Source organism: Curtobacterium sp. PhB78, assembly GCF_003751685.1.
Classification (GTDB): Bacteria; Actinomycetota; Actinomycetes; order Actinomycetales; family Microbacteriaceae; genus Curtobacterium.
The window spans coordinates 498,229-516,254 of sequence record NZ_RKIA01000004.1 but is presented as its reverse complement, the minus strand read 5'-3'; the positions used below and the strand labels follow the sequence as shown (position 1 = coordinate 516,254).

General features: G+C 72.1%; 14 protein-coding genes. 6 read left to right on the top strand and 8 right to left on the bottom strand.

Features of this window, described 5'->3' with window-relative positions; all coding sequences use genetic code 11:
• Positions 1 to 250: 250 nt before the first annotated feature.
• The gene (locus EDF53_RS12240; protein ID WP_123293826.1) at positions 251 to 2,677 is read left to right on the top strand and encodes an excinuclease ABC subunit UvrA; all 2,427 of its coding nucleotides are present in this window, start codon (positions 251 to 253) and stop codon (positions 2,675 to 2,677) included.
• A gap of 287 nt (positions 2,678 to 2,964) precedes the next feature.
• Here the strand turns inward: EDF53_RS12240 and EDF53_RS12235 are convergent, their stop codons facing one another.
• The 4 genes from EDF53_RS12235 to EDF53_RS12220 form a co-directional block, all read right to left on the bottom strand.
• On the bottom strand, positions 2,965 to 6,066 hold the full coding sequence (locus tag EDF53_RS12235) for a choice-of-anchor G family protein (protein WP_185021023.1): 3,102 nt from the start codon (positions 6,064 to 6,066) through the stop codon (positions 2,965 to 2,967).
• Positions 6,067 to 6,258: 192 nt separating this feature from the next.
• The gene (locus EDF53_RS12230; RefSeq protein WP_185021022.1) at positions 6,259 to 8,244 is read right to left on the bottom strand and encodes a potassium transporter Kup; all 1,986 of its coding nucleotides are present in this window, start codon (positions 8,242 to 8,244) and stop codon (positions 6,259 to 6,261) included.
• A 291-nt stretch (positions 8,245 to 8,535) separates the two neighbouring features.
• The gene (mtnN, locus tag EDF53_RS12225; RefSeq protein WP_123293824.1) at positions 8,536 to 9,246 is read right to left on the bottom strand and encodes a 5'-methylthioadenosine/S-adenosylhomocysteine nucleosidase; all 711 of its coding nucleotides are present in this window, start codon (positions 9,244 to 9,246) and stop codon (positions 8,536 to 8,538) included.
• Positions 9,247 to 9,324: 78 nt separating this feature from the next.
• Complete coding sequence (locus EDF53_RS12220; protein ID WP_123293823.1) at positions 9,325 to 10,212, bottom strand: serine hydrolase; 888 nt, start codon at positions 10,210 to 10,212, stop codon at positions 9,325 to 9,327.
• Between the two features lie 74 nt (positions 10,213 to 10,286).
• Between EDF53_RS12220 and EDF53_RS12215 the strand changes: the two genes are divergently transcribed.
• The 3 genes from EDF53_RS12215 to EDF53_RS12205 all read left to right on the top strand — a co-directional run bounded on the left by EDF53_RS12215 (position 10,287) and on the right by EDF53_RS12205 (position 13,467).
• Entirely contained in the window at positions 10,287 to 11,387 is a 1,101-nt protein-coding gene (locus EDF53_RS12215) for a VanZ family protein (protein WP_123293822.1), read from the top strand.
• Positions 11,388 to 11,653: 266 nt separating this feature from the next.
• Complete coding sequence (locus EDF53_RS12210) at positions 11,654 to 12,670, top strand: zinc-binding dehydrogenase (RefSeq protein ID WP_123293821.1); 1,017 nt, start codon at positions 11,654 to 11,656, stop codon at positions 12,668 to 12,670.
• On the top strand, positions 12,670 to 13,467 hold the full coding sequence (locus EDF53_RS12205; RefSeq protein ID WP_123293820.1) for a hypothetical protein: 798 nt from the start codon (positions 12,670 to 12,672) through the stop codon (positions 13,465 to 13,467). Before EDF53_RS12210 ends, EDF53_RS12205 begins: the two co-directional genes overlap by 1 nt.
• Here the strand turns inward: EDF53_RS12205 and EDF53_RS12200 are convergent.
• Both EDF53_RS12200 and EDF53_RS12195 read right to left on the bottom strand, forming a co-directional pair.
• Positions 13,360 to 14,022, bottom strand: a complete 663-nt coding sequence (locus EDF53_RS12200) for a response regulator transcription factor (protein WP_123293819.1) — start codon at positions 14,020 to 14,022, stop codon at positions 13,360 to 13,362. The two genes, EDF53_RS12205 and EDF53_RS12200, sit on opposite strands and share 108 nt — an antisense overlap.
• Positions 14,019 to 15,197 carry a sensor histidine kinase gene (locus tag EDF53_RS12195; protein WP_123293818.1) on the bottom strand — a complete coding sequence of 393 codons (1,179 nt, stop codon included), beginning with the start codon at positions 15,195 to 15,197 and terminating at the stop codon, positions 14,019 to 14,021. Before EDF53_RS12195 ends, EDF53_RS12200 begins: the two co-directional genes overlap by 4 nt.
• Positions 15,198 to 15,343: 146 nt before the next feature.
• On the opposite strand from EDF53_RS12195, the gene EDF53_RS12190 reads away from it, so the two are divergent.
• The gene (locus tag EDF53_RS12190; RefSeq protein ID WP_123293817.1) at positions 15,344 to 15,904 is read left to right on the top strand and encodes a hypothetical protein; all 561 of its coding nucleotides are present in this window, start codon (positions 15,344 to 15,346) and stop codon (positions 15,902 to 15,904) included.
• Positions 15,905 to 15,920: 16 nt separating this feature from the next.
• A complete protein-coding gene (locus tag EDF53_RS12185; protein ID WP_123293816.1) occupies positions 15,921 to 16,445 on the top strand; it encodes a hypothetical protein in 525 nt (174 codons plus the stop codon).
• A gap of 86 nt (positions 16,446 to 16,531) precedes the next feature.
• On the opposite strand, the gene EDF53_RS12180 is transcribed toward EDF53_RS12185, so the two are convergent.
• On the bottom strand, positions 16,532 to 16,726 hold the full coding sequence (locus EDF53_RS12180; RefSeq protein ID WP_123293815.1) for a ferredoxin: 195 nt from the start codon (positions 16,724 to 16,726) through the stop codon (positions 16,532 to 16,534).
• Positions 16,723 to 18,000, bottom strand: a complete 1,278-nt coding sequence (locus tag EDF53_RS12175) for a cytochrome P450 (RefSeq protein WP_123293814.1) — start codon at positions 17,998 to 18,000, stop codon at positions 16,723 to 16,725. Before EDF53_RS12175 ends, EDF53_RS12180 begins: the two co-directional genes overlap by 4 nt.
• Between the last annotated feature and the right edge of the window lie 26 nt (positions 18,001 to 18,026).

Below are 18,026 nucleotides of genomic sequence, written 5' to 3'. Positions count from 1 at the left end.
GGCGACAACGCCATCCTGACCGGCACCACCGTCCACGTCTCCGAAGACGCCGCCGGCCTGCTGAACAAGACCTTCGGCACCGACGCCGTCAAGCGTGGCCTGCTCGTCGGCACCGCCACCATCACCGCACAGATCAAGTAACACCCCACCACCGCACCACACGCACCACCGCACCACACGTGAAGGGCCGCCCCGGGCAACCGGGACGGCCCTTCACCACGTTCAGCAGCACCCGCCTACCATCGAGCAGATGCCCGCTCCCCGCTCGACCGTGACCGACGACCAACCGGGGCCCGACGACTTCATCCGCGTCCGCGGCGCCCGTGAGCACAACCTGCAGGACGTCGACGTGGACATCCCGCGCAACCGCATCGTCGCCTTCACCGGCGTCTCCGGCTCCGGCAAGTCCTCGCTCGCGTTCGGCACGGTCTTCGCCGAGGCACAACGCCGCTTCCTCGAGTCCGTCGCTCCCTACGCCCGACGGCTCATCGCGCAGGGCTCGACGCCGCACGTCGAGTCGATCACCGGCTTGCCACCCGCCGTGGCCCTGCAGCAGCGCCGCGGTGCTCCGAGCAGCCGTTCGACCGTCGGCACGCTGACGACCCTGTCGAACTCGATGCGCATGCTGTTCTCCCGCGCCGGCACCTACCCGTCCGGGGCCGACCGGCTCGAGTCCGACTCGTTCTCGCCGAACACCGTGGCCGGGGCCTGCCCGCGGTGCCACGGACTCGGCATCGCCCACGAGGTCACCGAGGCCTCGGCCGTCCACGACCCGTCGTTGAGCATCCGCGACGGCGCGATCACGGCGTGGCCCGGGGCGTGGCAGGGCAAGAACCTGCGTGACGTCACGGCGGTGCTCGGCTACGACATCGACGTGCCGTGGCGTGAGCTCTCCCGACAGGACCGCGACTGGTTGCTGTTCACCGAGGAGCAGCCCGTCGTCCAGGTCCACCCGAAGCGCGACCGCGTCGCGAAGCCGTACAAGGGGCGGTTCTGGAGCGCACGCCAGTTCGTGATGCACACCCTCGCCGACTCGCAGAGCGAGACGCAGCGGACCAAGGTGCTGCAGTTCGTCGAGTCGGGTCCGTGTGGCCTCTGCGGCGGGACCGGCCTGACCCGGGCCGCGCTCGCGGTGACGGTCGGCGGCCACTCGATCGCCGACCTGAACGGCCTGCCGCTCACGGCGCTGGCCGACGTCCTGCGCCCGATCGCCACCATCACGGACGCCAGCGCTGCCACCTCACGCGCCTCGTCCGGCGAGCACACCGAGGTCGCGGTCGCGATCTCGCGCGACCTGCTCACCCGGGTCGAGGTGCTCGTCGGCCTGGGCCTCGGGTACCTCGCGCTCGACCGGGCCACCCCGACCCTCTCCCCCGGCGAGACGCAGCGCCTGCGCATCGCGACGCAACTGCGCTCCGGCCTGTTCGGTGTCGTCTACGTGCTCGACGAACCGAGCGCTGGCCTGCACCCGGCCGACGCCGAGTCCCTGGTCGAGGTCCTCGACGACCTGCGTGCCGGCGGCAACAGCGTCTTCGTCGTCGAGCACGACATGAGCATCGTGCGGCGGGCGGACTGGATCGTCGACGTCGGCCCGGGTGCCGGGTCCGGCGGGGGCACCGTCCTGTACAGCGGCCCCGTCGACGGTCTCGCCGACGTCGAGGCGTCGGTCACCCGACGGTTCCTGCACCCGCGCGACCGTGCCGACGGTGAGCGCACCGTCCGGACCCCCGTCGGGACCCTCGAACTGCGCGACCTCACCCTGCACAACCTGCAGGACCTGGACGTCGACCTGCCGCTCGGGATGCTCACCGCGGTCACCGGCGTCAGCGGCTCCGGCAAGTCGTCGCTCGTCGGCGGGGTCCTGCCCGGCGTCGCGACGTCGCACCCGCTCGTCGACCGCGTCGTGCAGGTCGACCAGAAGCCGATCGGCCGCACCCCACGTTCGAACCTCGCGACCTACACCGGGCTCTTCGACGCCGTGCGTGCCGCGTTCGCCGCGACCGACGACGCGAAGGCCCGCGGCTGGACCGCCAGCCGCTTCTCGTTCAACGTGGCCGGCGGCCGGTGCGAGGTGTGCCAGGGCGAGGGCTCAGTGTCGGTCGAGCTCCTGTTCCTGCCGGGCAGCTGGGCGCCCTGCCCGGAGTGCCACGGTGCGCGCTACAACGACGAGACGCTCGAGGTGCAGTGGGACGGGGCGTCGATCGCCGACGTCCTGGGGATGACCGTCGACCAGGCGGCGCCCTTCTTGGCGTCGCTGCCGGCCGCTGCCCGCGGGCTCGAGGCCCTGCGCCAGGTGGGCCTCGGCTACCTGCGGCTCGGACAGCCCGCACCGGAGCTGTCCGGTGGCGAGGCCCAGCGCATCAAGCTCGCGACCGAACTGCAACGCGCGCGCACCGGGCACACGCTCTACCTGCTCGACGAACCGACGACGGGCCTGCACCCCGCCGACGTCGAGCTGCTGACCGCACAGCTCGCACGCCTCACCGACGCCGGCAACACCGTCGTCGTGGTCGAGCACGCCATGGACGTCGTCGCGAGCGCGGACCACGTCATCGACATGGGGCCCTCCGGTGGCGAGGAGGGCGGCCGCGTCGTCGCCACCGGCACCCCCGCTCAGGTCGCGGCGTCCGCCGAGAGCCGGACCGCGCCGTACCTGCGGGAGCAGCTCGGGCACTGATCGCGCCCACCGGCGGACGGGCGCGTCCTGTGGCGGGCCTGCACCGCGCCTCCCGTCCGCCGGTGCGTGTGCATGTTCCGACGTTCCACGCGTCGATCAACCGGTGCCCTGTCGCATGATGCACACGCATCTGCTGCGTGTGCATGTTCCGACGTTCCACGCGTCGATCACGTGGTGGATCGCCGCACGGTGCACACGCATGCACCGCACACGCCAACGCACACGCACGCACGCACGCAGCAGCGCCCGCCGGGACGGATCCCGACGGGCGCTGCTGGTGGTGCGGACTAGGCCCGACGGAAGCGGCGGGCGATGGTGAGCCCGACGCCCGCGAGCATCAGCAGGATCGCGAAGGCGATCACCGGCGCCGGGTCGCTACCGGTGTAGGCGAGCGTCCCGTTCGGGCCGGTACCACCCGCGCCACCGGTGCCGGCGGTCGCGAGGCGGACGGTGAACGTCACCGGGTCGGACGCCGCCGAGGTGCCGTCTGCGCCGGTCTGGGTGGCGGTGATGGTCACCGTTCCCGGTCCGAAGCCGACGATCGGGGTGCACTTCCAGGTGCCGTCGGCCGCGACGACCGCGGTGCAGACGACGACCGTGCCGTCGGTGACCGTGACGGTCGCGCCGGGCTGACCGGTGCCGGTGATCGGCGGGTTGGGCGTCGTGACGGTGCCACCGTCCGTCGGCGAGGTGATCACCGGCGGCGGGGTCGTCGTGGTCGACGCGGGGTTGTAGGTGTAGACGAGCGGGTCGGACGTGCCACCCGGGGTCGTCACCGTGACCTCGACGTCACCGGCAGCGTGCGCCGGGGTCGTGAAGGTGAGCGTCGTGCCGTCCGCCGACACGCTGTCCGGCGTGATCGGGTCGGAACCGTCCACCGAGACCGTGGAGTCGTCAGTGAAGCCGGTGCCCGTGACGGTCACGACCGTGCCACCCGCGGCCGGACCGTTGTCGGGGTCCAGCTCGGAGATCGTCGGGACCGCGGCCGGGGCCGGGTTGTACGTGTACGGCAGCGGCGCCGAGGTGCCGGAGCCGTTGGTGACGGTCACGGGGACCGCACCGGCGGTGTGCGCCGGCGTCGTGAACGTCAGCTCGGTGCCGTCCTCCGAGACGCTGTCCGGCGTGATCGGGTCGGAACCGTCCACCGAGACCGTCGAGTCGTCGGTGAAGCCCGTGCCGGAGACCGTGACGACCGTGCCACCGGTGACCGGACCGTTGTCGGGGTCCAGCGCCGTCAGCGTCGGAGCCCCGGCGGGTGCCGGGTTGTAGGTGTACGTCAGCGGGTCCGAGGTCCCGGCGTCGGTCGTGACCGTCACGTCGACGGGACCGGCGACGTGCGCCGGGGTCGTGAACGTCAGCTCGGTGCCGTCGTCGGAGACCGACTCCGGGTCGATCGGGTCGGACCCGTCGACCGAGACGGTCGCGTCGTCGGTGAACCCGGTGCCCGTGACGGTGACGAGCGTGCCGCCGCCGACCGGCCCGTTGTCGGGGTCGAGCGTCGTGAGCGTGGGCACCGCTGCGGGAGCCGGGTTGTACGTGTAGTCGAGCGGGTCGGATTCACCGGCGGGCGTGGTGACGGTGACGTCGACCGGACCGGCGTCGTGCGCCGGCGTCGTGAACGTCAGCTCGGTGCCGTCGTCCGAGACGGAGTCCGCCTCGATCGGGTCGGAACCGTCGACCGACACCGTGGCGTCATCCGTGAAGCCCGTCCCCGTGACGGTGACGACCGTGCCACCGGCGACCGGCCCGTTGTCCGGGTCGAGCGTCGTGATGGTCGGGACCGCGGCCGCGTCGTCGGTGTAGGTGAAGTCGAGCGGGTCGGATTCACCGGCGGGCGTCGTGACGGTGACGTCGACCGTGCCGACGACGTGCGCCGGCGTGGTGAACGTGAGCTCGGTGCCGTCGTCCGAGACGGAGTCCGCCTCGATCGGGTCGGACCCGTCGACCGACACCGTGGCGTCGTCCGTGAAGCCTGACCCGGTGACGGTGACGACCGTGCCACCGGCGACCGGTCCGTTGTCCGGGTCGAGCGCGGTGATCGTCGGGACCGCGAGCGGACCGGCGTTCGGGCCGACCGCAGCCGAGGCGAGGTTGACGACGGCGGTGCCGGCGGCCGGCACCAGTGCGACGCGCAGGGCACGCTGGGTGAAGACGCCGTCGGCGCTGGTCTCCTGCACGTTGGCCTGCAGCGACACGACGGTCGTCAGGGCGTTGGCGAGGGGCGTGATGACCGTCTCACCGAGGCCGGCGACGACCTGGTTGATCGGGGCGACGACCTGCGCGATGACGGGGTTCACGACGTCGAGGAGCTGACCGATCGGCAGCGGGATCCCGGCCACCGTGACGGTGAGCCCGCGGAGCGACTGGGTGAGCTGGGTCACGACGCCCTGCAGCGCGGTGGTGACCGCCGGCAGGAGCTGGGTCGTGAGTGCCTCCGTGATGTACGGCAGCAGCTCGGTGTTCGCCGGCAGGTTGTTGATGTCCAGGCCGGCGTTCGTCAGCACTGCGGCGACGTCGACCGTGATCGCACCGGTCTGCAGGTTCGCCGTGATCGAGCCGTCGGCGCTGGTGACGTCGCCGGTGGCCGAGTCGAGCACCGTGACGAGGTCGGGCAGGCCCTGGACCTGCACGAGCGGGCCGAGGGCGTTCAGGGTGTCCTCGACGCCGTCGACCGTCGGCTGGAGCGTGCCGAGGGTGGTGCGGAGACCGGAGACGGTGGTGCCGAGCGCGGGGCTCGTCAGCGACAGGTCGAGTCCGGCGATGCCGTAGTCGCCCGTCTGCGCACCGTCCGGGCCGGCTGCCTGCGCGGCGGTGGCCGAGACGGCGCCGACCTCGAGCTGGGCGTTCGCGAGGGCGCCCGCCAGGTCGGCCCCGATGAGACCCGACAGGTCGAGCGTGGCGTTGGACTGCGGGACGCCGTCCTGGCCGCCGACGCCGATCCCGCCGGTGTTCGTCACCGCGCCGGACGCGGCGACGGAGCTGCCGTCGGCGTTGGCGGCGGCGTACTGGTTGACGGCTCCGAGGGTGAGGATGCCGTTGTTCCCGAGCAGGTTGAGACCCCCGCCCAGGTTGACGTTGACCGCGTTGAGGGCGGTGACGTCGAGCGGGTGGACGTCGGTGTCCGTGGCCCCACCGGTGTTGACCGCGTCCGCCGGGGTCACGGTGAGGATGTCGTCGAGGTTCAAGCCGAGCGCGGAGCCGCTGAGGAAGCGCCCCTGCCCGGTCGACGCGACGGGCGCTGCCGTCGCGGGGGCGGCGGCGAGGATGCTGCCGCCGGCGCCGAGGAGGGCTGCGGTGACGATCGCGACGCCCTTGCTCCGGCCTGACCATCGGGTGGAAGTGGACGCCCGTGGGTCTTTCTGGGCGCGCTCGAGTACTCCAAGCCTCATGTGGCTTCGCTCCTGATCCTGGTGCTGGTCCGGCAGTTGGTGATGCTGCCTGCAGCTGTGGTGTGGTTCCGATGAGCGTAACCCTGAACGGGTGCACAAGACCATCACCCCCGAACGGGGGCCTGCGCTCTGCGGATGCGGATGCCGATGCGGGACGCCGGTGCACGACGCGGTCAGATCTCGACGTCGCGGTCAGATCTGGACGTCGCTGCCCATCGTCACGGTGCGCTGCGCGGGGAGCCCGAAGCGTGCCGCGGGGTCGGCGGCGTTGTGCGCGAGGCCGACGAAGAGCTTCTTCCGCCAGGCCACCATCCCCCGGTTGCCGGGCATCGGACGGAGGGCTCCGCGGGAGATGAAGTAGGACGCCCGGAGCACTTCCTCCGGGTCGATGTCCAGGACCTCGGCCAGGCAGGCGGCGTGCAGGGCCTTCGGCAGGTCCTGGTCGTCCGAGAACCCGAACTTCACCGTGATGTGGTCGATGCCGTCGTCCTCGTAGCCGAGGTCGTCGCGGAAGAACGCCTTCGCGTGCGGGACGTGCGGCACGTTGGCGGTGAGCACCGAGACGATCAGGACGGTCCGGTGCACCACGTGGTTGTGCTCGACGTTGGCCCGGAGCGCCAGCGGCGTCGTCTCCTTGTTCGGGTGCGGGAAGACCGCCACCCCGGGCACCCGCGGGATGTGCTCGTGGTTGATGCGGTCGATGAAGTCGGCGAGCGACCCTTCGCGCTCCTTGCGTTCCTCCTGCACGAGCGCCCGGCCACGGCGCCACGTCGTCATCACCGTGATCACCGCCAGGGCGATGAGGAGCGGCACCCAACCACCGTGGATGATCTTCGACAGGTTGCCGGCGAGGAAGGTCAGCTCGAGGCCGCCGAACGCCACCGCCGCGACCACGAGCTTCCAGGTCGCCCACTTCCACAGCGGGCGGACGACGAGCAGGAGCAGGAGCGTGTCGACGACCAGGGCTCCGGTGACGGACACCCCGTACGCGGTGGCCAGGTTCGCTGACGACCGGAACGCCAGCATGATCGCGAGCACGCCGATGAACAGCAGCAGGTTGACCGCGGGCAGGTAGATCTGCCCGCTCTCCCGCCGCGACGTCTGCCGGATCGTGAGCGGCGGCAGCAGCCCGAGCTGGACCGCCTGCCGGGTGAGCGAGAACGCCCCGGAGATGACGGCCTGGCTCGCGATCACCGTCGCGAGCGTCGCCAGCACCACCACGGGCAGTCGCAACGCGTCCGGGAACAGCAGGAAGAACGGGTCCTTCGCCGCCGACGGGTCACGCAGCACCAGCGACGCCTGCCCGAGGTAGTTGAGGACGAGCGCCGGGAACACCACGAAGAACCACGCCTTGAGGATCGGCGACCGTCCGAAGTGCCCCATGTCGGCGTAGAGCGCCTCGGCACCGGTGATGACGAGCACCACCGCCCCCATCGCCACGAACGTGATGTACGGGTGCGCGAAGGCGAACGAGATCGCCCACGTCGGCGAGAGCCCCTGCAGGACGCCGGGGTGCTCGAGGATGTGCGGGACGCCGGCGGCGGCGATCACGACGAACCAGAGCAGCATCACCGGGCCGAACAGGTTGCCGACCTTGCCGGTGCCGAAGCGCTGCACCGCGAACAGCACGACCAGGATGACCGCGGCGATCGGCACGATCAGGTGCTCGACGGACGGCGCCGCGGTGCCGAGCCCCTCGACCGCCGACAGCACCGACACGGCCGGGGTGATCACGGAGTCGCCGTAGAAGAGCGAGACCCCGACGATGCCGATCACCAGGAAGATCACCGCACCACCGCGACGCTTCGCGTAGAGCCGGCGGGCCAGGGCGGCGAGCGCCATCACCCCGCCCTCGCCGTCGTTGTCGGCGCGCATCAGGATCAGCACGTACTTGATCGAGACGATGATCGTGATGCTCCAGAACATCATCGAGATGACGCCGTAGACGTCTTCCTGGTTCGCCTTCACCAGGCCGTCGTCGATCGTGAACACGGTGCGCAGAGCGTAGAGCGGACTCGTCCCGATGTCGCCGAACACGACACCGAGTGCGGCGAGCGCCAGGACGGCGACGCCCTTGCGCGGGCCGTGGCCACCGTCGTCGGTGGCCTCGGTCGTGGGGGTGGTGTGGTCCGTCGGCTTCGACGGTTCCGTCGGGGTCTCGGAGCGGGTCTCGGTCACGCTCGGCACTTCCGTCTCCGGCCGTCCGGGCGACGGCCGCCGCTCATCATCGCACCGTGCGCGGGATGCGCTCGCAGGTGGCGCACATGCGTGCGCACCGTGGCTCTCGACGTGCGCCGGGGGCGGACGGGAGGCCCGTGGCGGGCCCGCACCGCGCCTCCCGTCCGGCGGTGGGCCGGGCCCACATCCGCGAAAGCGACAGCGTGCCGCGAACTGTTCGCGGAGATCTGTCGCGATGCCGGACCGAACGGTGCCCCGTGCCGCAGGATTGTCGCTTTCGCGGGCCGGGCCTCAGGGACGCAGGCCGCGCACCAGGTCGTGGACCACGCGGGCGGCGCGCGCCGCGGCACCGTCCAGGTGCTCGCGGAACTCGGCACCGTCGGGCGCGCAGAGGTCGCTGATGCAGCGGACCGACACGAACGGCATGTCGTGCACGTGGGCGAACTGGGCGACGGCGGCCGACTCCATGTCGACCGCGGCCACGTCGGGGAAGGCGTCGCGGAGGGTCCGGGCGCGCCCCTCGGTGACGAAGACCTCGCTCGAGCCGATCGTCGCTGAGCGCAGCGGCCAGGCGATGTCGGCGGCCATCGCCAGCTCGACCAGTCGGGCGTCCGGGGCGTACCCGGTCGGCATGCCGGGCACCTGGCCGAGGGCGTAGCCGAACGCCGTGGCGTCCGCGTTGAGGTTGACGTACCGGTCGCCGACGACGACGTCACCGATCGCGATGCCGTGCATGAGGCCGCCGGCGGTCCCGACGCTGATCACGGGGATGCCGGGTCCGAAATCGTGGAAGCCGTGTGCCACGGCGGCTGTCGCGTTCGTGAAGCCGATGCCGCTGCGGCGGACGGCGACGGTGGCGCCGCCGATGTCGAGCAGCTGGTGCGGGTCGTGGCCTCCGACGGGGCCGTCGAGGATCGGGACCCCGCCGAACAGGTCGGCGAAGGCGGAGACCTCTTCGCTCATGGCCGCGATGATGATCGCGACGGGCGTCTGTTCCTGCACTGATCGATCCTCGCACGGCGAGGACGCGACGGCTGCCAGCGACGGCTGCCGGCTACCGCTGCCGGTTACCGCTGCCGGCTACCGCTGCCGGGCGAGCTCCTCGGCGACGAACGCGGCCATGGCGTCGGCGCCGAAGTGGTCGTCGGCGGTGATCGTGACCACGGTGTCGCCGTCGGGGTGGTCGTCGAACAGCAGCATCTGCCCGTACGCGCCGTGCAGCCGCCACAGCTGCCCCGGACCGCCCCATCCGGCCATCGCGTAGCGGTGGTACCCGGGCCCGGTCCCCTCGCGCTCGACCCAGTCGGAGTGCATCGCGTCGCACCAGCGGGCGCTGACAATGCGTTCCCCGTCGACCACGCCACCGTCGCGGATGAGCCGACCGAGGCGCGCGAGCTCCTCGGTCCGGAGCGCCAGTCCTTCACCGGCGGCGACGTACCCGTTCGGGCAGCGCAGCCACTCCACGTCCTCGATGCCGAGCGCGTCGAACAGGCGTCGGGACACGAACGCGCCGACGTCGCCGACGCGGGTCTCGAGCACGCGCATGGCGGTGTAGGTGCTGACGTTGGCGTACTGGAACACGCGACCCCGCGAGGGCCGCCGCAGGAACTCGGCCGCCAGGTCCGGCCAGTCGGTCAGCTCCGTCGCCGACCAAGGCATGTCGATCCCGCTCGTCATCGTGAGCAGGTGCCGGAGGGTGACCTGGTCCGCGCCGTCCCCGAACTCGAACCCGGGCAGCGAAGCGGCGATCGGTTCGTCGACGTCCACCAGGCCCTCGTCGGCGGCGATGCCGGTGGCGAGCACGCAGACGCCCTTGGCCGCGGAGTGGATCTCCTCGCGCACGTCGGGCTTCCAGCGGTGCTCGGCGACGTCGTCGTCGGCAGTCCGGACGTGCAGGCCGTGGGCGCCGAAGCCGGTGTCGTCGACGTGCCGGACGATCGCGTCGAGGATGCTGGTCGCGGTGGTCACACCGCCATCCTCTCGCGGGTCGCGGCACGACCGGCAGCCGGACGCGTGTCCCACGGGATCCCTAGGGTCGAGGGATGACCTCCGCGACCCCTGCCGTCATCGCGCTGCTCGTCGGGTCCGCGATCGCGATCGCCGGACTGGTGCCGTGGGCAGCGCTGCAGTACCGACGCCGGGGCACCCTCGGCGTCGGCAACGCGGTGCTGGCGTTCGCCACGGTCGTCTACGGGCTCGCCCTCGTCACGTACACGCTCCTGCCCCTGCCCGACACCAGCGAGGTCGCGGCGATCTGCCGCGCCGCCTCCGGACCGCAGCTGACGCCGTTCGCGTTCGTCGGGGACATCGCGAAGGAGGGCGGGCTCTCCGGCCCCCGGTCGCTGCTCGCGAACCCGGCCGCGGCACAGGTGGTCTTCAACGTCATCCTGTTCGTGCCCCTCGGAATGCTCGTCCGGCACGTGTTCCTGCACGGACGGTTCCTGGCCGGGGTGGTCGTCGGGACCGTCGCTGGGTTCCTGGTGTCGCTGCTCATCGAGTGCACGCAGCTGACGGGCGACTGGTTCCTGTACCCGTGCTCGTACCGACTGTTCGACGTCGACGACCTGCTGGCGAACACCACCGGCGCACTCGTCGGCACGCTGGTCTCCCCCGTGCTCTGGGTGCTCGTCCGGCACCGGGGCGAGCCGTCGTCGGACCTGCCCCGCCGCGTGACGATCTGGCGCCGCGGGTTCGGGATGTTCTGCGACCTGCTGGCGATGGTGCTGACCACCGGCGCGCTGGTGTCGATCACGAGCCTGTCGTTCGCCCTCGCCGGGCAGGACCTCAACTCCACGCTCGCACGGGTCCTGCTCGCCACGCTGCCCTTCGTCGCACCGGCGGTCCAGCTGGTGGTGGTGCTCGCGTCCGGGCGCACGCTCGGCGAGGCAGTCGTCCGGCTCCGACCGGAGCCGCGGCCGACGGCCTGGCAGCGCCTGGTGCGGTGGGCCGCGGGCTCCGGCGGGTGGGCGACGGCCACCGCCGCCGCGTTGCCGTTCACCGGCCTGCTGGCGTTCGCTCTCGCCGTCGCAGCCGTCATCGGGCTGTTCGCCACCCGAGGGCGGCGCGGGTTCGCGAACGTGCTGGCGCGGGTGGATGTGGTGGACGAGCGCATCGAGCCGCCAGGAGCAAGTGAGGAGCGGTAGAAGGTCCGTGGCCTTGGTTCTGTTTCGGTCGTAACTGTTATCAACGAGAGCAGGGCTGAACGCATGCGCCCCTTCTGGTGGCCCCGAGGGCCATTGATGGCGGCCACGATCCGTCGACCAGAGCGGACGGGAGGCACATGGCGGGCCCGCCACGTTCCTCCCGTCCGATGACCCGGCACTACTGCGATCGCAGTACGTGCGCAGGTCGCCGTCTTGGTCAGATGGTTCCGTCCCGAGCCGCCCGTGCTCGTGACGTGAGGAGCACCATGCGCACCGTCGTCGTCACCGGCCCCGGATCCGTCGAGATCCGCGACGAGCCCGTCCCCGAGGTCGGCCCCGCCGACGTCCTGATCGCCGTCAAGGCGTGCGGGGTCTGCGGCTCCGACGCCTTCTACGCCGCGCGCGGCGGCATCCCGCCGCGTGAGGGGCACACGCCCCTCGGGCACGAGGTCGCCGGAGAGGTGGCCGCCGTCGGCGACGCGGTCGAGGGCATCGCCGTCGGCGACCACGTGGTGGTGAACCCGATGGGCGACCCACGCGGGATCATCGGCAACGGCGGCCCCACCGGCGGGCTCTCCGAGTTCCTGCTCGTCGAGCAGGCCGTGCTCGGCACCAGCATCGCCCTGGTCCCGAAGGAACTGCCCTGGCAGGTGGCCGCGCTCAACGAGCCGATGGCGGTCGCCCTGCACGCCGTGAACCGGACCGCGCCGCAGCCGGGCGACACGGTCGTCGTGTTCGGTGCCGGCCCGATCGGGCTGGGCGCCGTGATCAGCTACAAGGCGCTCGGCGTCGGGCACGTGGTCGTCGTCGACGTGATCGCCTCGCGGCTCGAGAAGGCTCTGCTCGTCGGGGCCGATGCGGTCGTGAACTCGGCGGAGGAGCCACTCGACGAGCGCCTGATCGCCCTGCACGGCGAAGCACGAGACGGCGTCGGGCACGGTGGCAAGGCCGGCACCGACGTCTGGCTCGACGCCGCCGGGGTCCCCGCCACCGTGCAGACGGCGCTGCGACTGGCGAAGCACCGCGCGACGATCGGCGTCGTGGCCGTGCACAAGCGGCCCGTGGAGGTCGACTTCGGCGACCTGCTGGCCGTCGAGCCGACGATCGTGACCGCGATGGGGTACCCGACCGAGATCTTCGACGTCACCGAGCACATCATCGCGAACCCTGAGGCGTACGCGCAGATCGTCAGCGACGTCTTCCCGGCGAGCGAGGTGCTCGAGGCCCTCCGAATGGCTGCGACCCCCGGGGCGGCCGACAAGGTCGTCGTCACGTTCGACTGATGCCGGTGACCAGGAAGGTCGCCGTGCAGTACGCCGTCACGGTGTGGCGGGATCGGCCGCGCCGCGGGCTCGTGCTCGCCGTGCTGTCGGTGCCGAGCAGCCTCGTGATGGCGGGGTGGAAGGTCGTCCTGTTCTGCGCGGCCCCCTCGTTGTTCCTCGCCGCGACAGTGGTCTTCACGCTCGGGGTCGCGGCCGCGAAGGTCTGGGCCGTCCGTCGGCACCGGCTGTCGTTCGCGTTCGATGCGGCGAGCGGCGACCGGATGCGGTTCCGGCAGGCCGGACACCGGTGGATCGGGGGTGCGGTGACCGCGATGTCGGTCGTGTTCGTCGGGTGCAGCGTGCCGATGCTCGTCGGGCGGACGCACCCCGTGCACTACGACCAGTGGGTGGCGATCGTCATCGCGGCGGCGACGTTCGCGGAGCTGGGCATCGGGGTCTGGGGTGCGGTAACCGCGCGCAAGGACGGGGAACCACTCGTCGAGGCGACGAAGCTGGTGAACGTCGCCGCCGCGGTGGTCCTGCTCGTGCTGACCCAGTCGGCACTGCTCTCGTTCGCGGGAAGCGCCGAGGACGCTGCTGCGTCCACGGGTGCGAGCGGGGTGTTCCTCGGCGGTGTGGCTGCGGTGATCGGGCTCGCGATGGCGCTGCGACGGTTCCCGGAAGCGCCGGCGCCTGGGCCGGCACCGACCTCAGTCGACCAGGCCGGCCTGGAACGCGAACGCCACGAGTTGAGCCCGGTCGCGGGCGTCGACCTTCGCCATGGCCCGGTTCACGTGGGTCTTGACCGTGAGTGGTGAGAGGAAGAGCTCGGCGCTGATGGCGTCGATGCCCTGACCTCGGCTGACCATCACCACGACGTCGCGCTCGCGAGCGGTGAGGGCCTCGAAGCGCCGGGTCATCTCCGGGTCGACGGAGGACGCGGGGGTGCGGGCGACCTGTCCGATGAGCGCCGCTGCGGCCGCCGCGGACAGCGCCCCTCCGCCCGCTGCCACCTCCTCGATCGCGGCGACGAGTTCTGCGGGTCCCGCGGCCTTGCTGAGGAACCCGTTCGCCCCGGCACGCAGCGCCGCGAAGACGAGTTCGTCCTGGTCGAAGGTCGTCAGCATGACGATGCGCACCTGCTCGGCGGTGCGCTCGGCGCGGATCCGTCGGGTCGCCTCGACCCCGTCGATGCCCGGCATCCGGATGTCCATCATGATGACGTCCGCCGGGACCGACAGCGCCGTCTGCACCGCGACGAGCCCGTCCCCGGCCTCGCCGACGACCTCGATGCCGTCCTGGCGGTCGAGGATCGCACGGAGCCCCAGTCGGATCATGTCCTGGTCGTCGACCAGGATCACTCGTGTGGTCATCGTGCTCCGTTCGCGGTGGGCAGGCGGACGCGGACGACGAACAGGACGCCGTCCGCCGCGGCCTGGACGGACCCTCCGACGGCGGCGACGCGCTCGCGCATGCCGACCAGACCGAGCCCGCTGCTCCGGCCTGCGACGGGGTCGCTCGCCGGGGTCCGCCGGCGGGGGTTGCGGACCTCGAGGACCAGGTCGTCACCGGCGCGGGCGAGTGTGACGGTCGTCCGGCCCTCGCCGTGCCGGTGGGCGTTGGTGAGCGACTCCTGCACCACCCGGTAGACCGTCACACCGATCGGCACGGAGACCGGGCCGACGTCGTCCAGTCGGGCATCGACGTCGAGGCCGATCCGTTCGTACGACGCGATGAGTCCGGGGAGCTGCTCGATGCCGGGGGCCGGAGCCGTCGGGTCGTCGAGGTCGGCGCCGCTGCCTGACGCCGAACGGAGCACCGTCAGGACGTGCTGGGTCTCCGTCAGGACGTTCCGCACGCCGTCCCGGGCGGCATCCAGCGCACGCCGGGCCTCGTCGGCCCCGGCGGGCAGGGTGACCTCGGCGACCCCGAGCTGCATGCTGACCACCGCGATCTCGTGCCCGATGACGTCGTGCAGGTCCCGCGCGATCCGGACGCGTTCCTCGGCCACGCGGCGCTCGGCCTCGAGTTCCCGCGTGGCGACGGCATCGGCGGCGCGCTGTTCCAACGACGCCCGGTACTGGTGCTGTACCCGCAGCCCCGAGCCGATGGCCGCCGCGGCGACGACGGAGATGAGGGCGCCGAGGGCGGTCGGTACCGCACCGCCCTCCCCCGGCGCGAGGAGCGTGCCGATGACCACGCCGGGAGCGACGATCGCCGCGGCGCGGACCGGGTGCCCCTGCCGCGAGGACACCGCGAACAGCAGCAGCACCGCGCAGCTCCAGGTCACGATCGGCGACCACCCGGACAGGCCACCGAGCACCGGCGCGACCGTGGCGAGGCCGAGTGCCGTCCACGGTGTCCACGGCGCCGCGACGACGGCGAGCACGGTCGCGGCGACCGCGATGCCGGGCCCCGGGCCGGCATCGGCGGCGATCACCCGGCCCGACTCGATCGCGCACGCGAGCAGGACGACGGCGGCGGTGCCGCGGAACACCCAGCGGTCGTCCGGACGCCACGAACCCCAGATCGCTCGCAGTCGCCGCATGCACTCATCCTGTCGTGCGGGTCAGCGGTCCGGCTACTGCGAACGCAGTAGTCGGGGGTACCACCGATCGGGGACCTGCCCGCGGCCCGTCCCCGGGACGATCGACACCAGGCCGGAACGATCCGGCACCGACCGGAGGACCCACCATGACGCTGACGAACACCGCCGCTCCCGCTGCCACCACGTACGACTACTGCACGGTCGACGTCCCGCGCGGCAAGGACGCCCTGTACGCGGACACCTACCGCAACTTCGGCTGGACGTCCGACGGCTCGGACCGGACGGGCGCACTGAACCGCCGGCACACCCTCGGCCTCCGCCGCGACCGTGCCGTCCGCTCCGTCGAACTGACCGAGCTCCAGCAGAACGCCGAGACCGCCCTGGCCACGATCGACGCCCTCGAACGCTCCCGCACGACCGCGGCGTCGGTGGTCGCGTACGCGCTCGGCGCGATCGGCAGCGTCCTGCTGGCCGCCTCGGTGTTCGCCATGCAGGACACCGTGGCGGTCCCCGACCTGCTCGGCGGGCTCGACCCGGTCACGGTGTTCCTCGTCGGGGCCGGTGGGCTGGTCAACTGGGCGATCGCTCCCGTGGCCTTCCAGCTCGTCCGCGCGGCGCGCACCAAGCGGATCCGTCCGGCCGTCGACCGCCAGTTCGACGTCGTCTACGGCGCGTGCGAGGCGGCCAGTCGCCGCCGGACCGCCTGAGCGCGGGCCGAGCCCGATGACGAACACCATCGCCCGGGAAGACGCTGTCCTGCACGCGCCGGTCCCCCGCCACCTGGAGACCCGGGTGCTGTACGCACCGACCGCGTTCGTGCCGCTTCACCGGCACACCCTGGAGCAGTTCGGCTGGACGGTGACCGTGCAGGGCGGACGGCTCGGCACGACGTCCCTGCTGCTCCAGCGTCTGCGCACCCGGCCCGACCCGGCACGACCGCTCCTCGAGCGTCGTGCCGAGCGAGCGCTGGCCCGGATCGCCGCCCTCGAGCAGCAGCCCGCACGGCTCGCCGGTGTCGTCGCCATCGCCGGTTCCGCGGTCGCCGTGCTGGCGGTCGCGCTCGGCGGTCTGCTCGCCCTCGGCGGGGACCCGACGCTCGTGCCGGTCCTCGTCGGTGCCGGCGTGTGGATCGCCGCCGTGGCCGCTGCGCCCGGCATCCGGTCGTGGCGCACCGAGCGGAACCAGACCGCACTCAGCCGGGAGTACGCCGCGATCGACGCGTGCACGCACCCGGCCGACGGGTCGTGACGGCGGCGGAGCCCCGCGCACGACGCACACAGGAAAACGGCCCGGTGGGATCCCCACCGGGCCGTCGTGTGTACGGAACCGACGGGTCAGTCCGCCAGGCGGATCGCCAGGGCCGGGCAGACCGCTGCGGCGTGCCGCACCGCCTCGACCTGGTCGTCGGCGACCTCGTCGGTCAGCAGGACGGCGATGCCGTCCTCGTCCCGCTGGTCGAAGACGTCCATCGCGGCCATGACGCACTGGCCACTCGCGACGCACTTGTCCTGTTCGAGGATGACCTTCATGATTCGTTCCCTCCGGTGGTCGAGCTCGCGCTCGTGGTGGTGTGGTGGTCGACGGGGCACCACGTGACGGGGAGCTCGTACACCCCGTAGACGGCACCGTCGTGCTTGAACGGGACCTCGTCGAGCGGGACCGCGCGAGCGAGGGTGGGGATCCGACGGAACAGCGTCGGGTACACGACCTGCAGTTCGACCCGGGCGAGCGGCTGGCCGAGGCACTGGTGCACGCCGAACCCGAACGCCACGTGGTTCCGCGGGTTGCGGGTCAGGTCGAGCCGGTCCGGGTCCGGGTAGACGTCCGGGTCCCGGTTCGCCAGGTCCGTCGCGACGATCACTCCGTCACCGGCGCGGATCGTGGTATCGGCGACGTCGAGGTCCTCGGTCGCCACGCGCTTGCGTCCGTCGTGCGTGATGGTCAGGTAGCGCAGGAGCTCCTCCACCGCCGAGGCGACCAGCGCCGGTTCGGGGTCGTCGAGCAGGCGGTCGCGCTCGTCCGGGTGCTCGAGCAGGGCGAGCGTGCCGAGGGCGATCATGTTCGCGGTCGTCTCGTGCCCGGCGATGAGCAGCAGGATCCCCATCTGCACGGCCTCGCCCTCGGTCATGTCGCCGGCGGTGACCCGGGCGGCGATGTCCGTGAGCAGGTCGTCGCCGGGTTCCGCCGTCTTGCGGCGGAGCAGCGACGTCAGGTACGCACCGAGCTCGCGGAACGCCTGCTGCCGTTCGTCGTCGGTCGTGGTGCGGCGGATGATGGTCTTCGAGTGCGCCTGGAACCGGTCGTGGTCCTCGTACGGCACGCCGAGCAGGGCGCAGATCACCAGGGACGGCAGCGGGAGCGCGAACGCCTCGACCAGGTCGACCGGGTTCGGGCCGGCGAGCAGCTGGTCGATCAGGTCGTCCGTGATCCGCTGCACCACGGGGCGGAGCGCCTCGATGCGTTTGATCGCGAACGGCGCGGTCACCATCCGCCGCAGCCGGGCGTGGTCGGGGTCGTCCATCAGGATGAAGGACAGCCCGCCGCCACCGCCCGAGGCGCTGGCGGAGGGGTACCCCGGGTTGGCCGCGTCGGCGCTGACCGACAGGCTCGACAGCACCTGCTTGCCCTCGTCGTAGCGGGTGACGAGCCACGGCTCGCGGCCATCGGCCAGCGTCACGCGGTGGACGGGGCCGTCCTCCTGCAGCACGCGGGCCGCCGGCGGCGGGTCGAAGGGACACCCGGCGGTCCGGCGGTCCATCGGGAACGTGTCCGGTCGGTCGGCGGTGATCGGTGGGTCGGTCATGGTCTGCTCCTCTGTGTTCGGGTGAC

Excerpts from the sequence above, each read along its gene's own strand:
- EDF53_RS12240 (WP_123293826.1), top strand. The coding sequence starts at position 251 with ATGCCCGCTCCCCGCTCGACCGTGACCGACGACCAACCGGGGCCCGAC.
- EDF53_RS12235 (WP_185021023.1), bottom strand. The coding sequence starts at position 6,066 with ATGAGGCTTGGAGTACTCGAGCGCGCCCAGAAAGACCCACGGGCGTCC.
- EDF53_RS12215 (WP_123293822.1), top strand. The coding sequence starts at position 10,287 with ATGACCTCCGCGACCCCTGCCGTCATCGCGCTGCTCGTCGGGTCCGCG.
- EDF53_RS12210 (WP_123293821.1), top strand. The coding sequence starts at position 11,654 with ATGCGCACCGTCGTCGTCACCGGCCCCGGATCCGTCGAGATCCGCGAC.
- EDF53_RS12205 (WP_123293820.1), top strand. The coding sequence starts at position 12,670 with ATGCCGGTGACCAGGAAGGTCGCCGTGCAGTACGCCGTCACGGTGTGG.
- EDF53_RS12200 (WP_123293819.1), bottom strand. The coding sequence starts at position 14,022 with ATGACCACACGAGTGATCCTGGTCGACGACCAGGACATGATCCGACTG.
- EDF53_RS12195 (WP_123293818.1), bottom strand. The coding sequence starts at position 15,197 with ATGCGGCGACTGCGAGCGATCTGGGGTTCGTGGCGTCCGGACGACCGC.
- EDF53_RS12190 (WP_123293817.1), top strand. The coding sequence starts at position 15,344 with ATGACGCTGACGAACACCGCCGCTCCCGCTGCCACCACGTACGACTAC.
- EDF53_RS12185 (WP_123293816.1), top strand. The coding sequence starts at position 15,921 with ATGACGAACACCATCGCCCGGGAAGACGCTGTCCTGCACGCGCCGGTC.
- EDF53_RS12180 (WP_123293815.1), bottom strand. The coding sequence starts at position 16,726 with ATGAAGGTCATCCTCGAACAGGACAAGTGCGTCGCGAGTGGCCAGTGC.
- EDF53_RS12175 (WP_123293814.1), bottom strand. The coding sequence starts at position 18,000 with ATGACCGACCCACCGATCACCGCCGACCGACCGGACACGTTCCCGATG.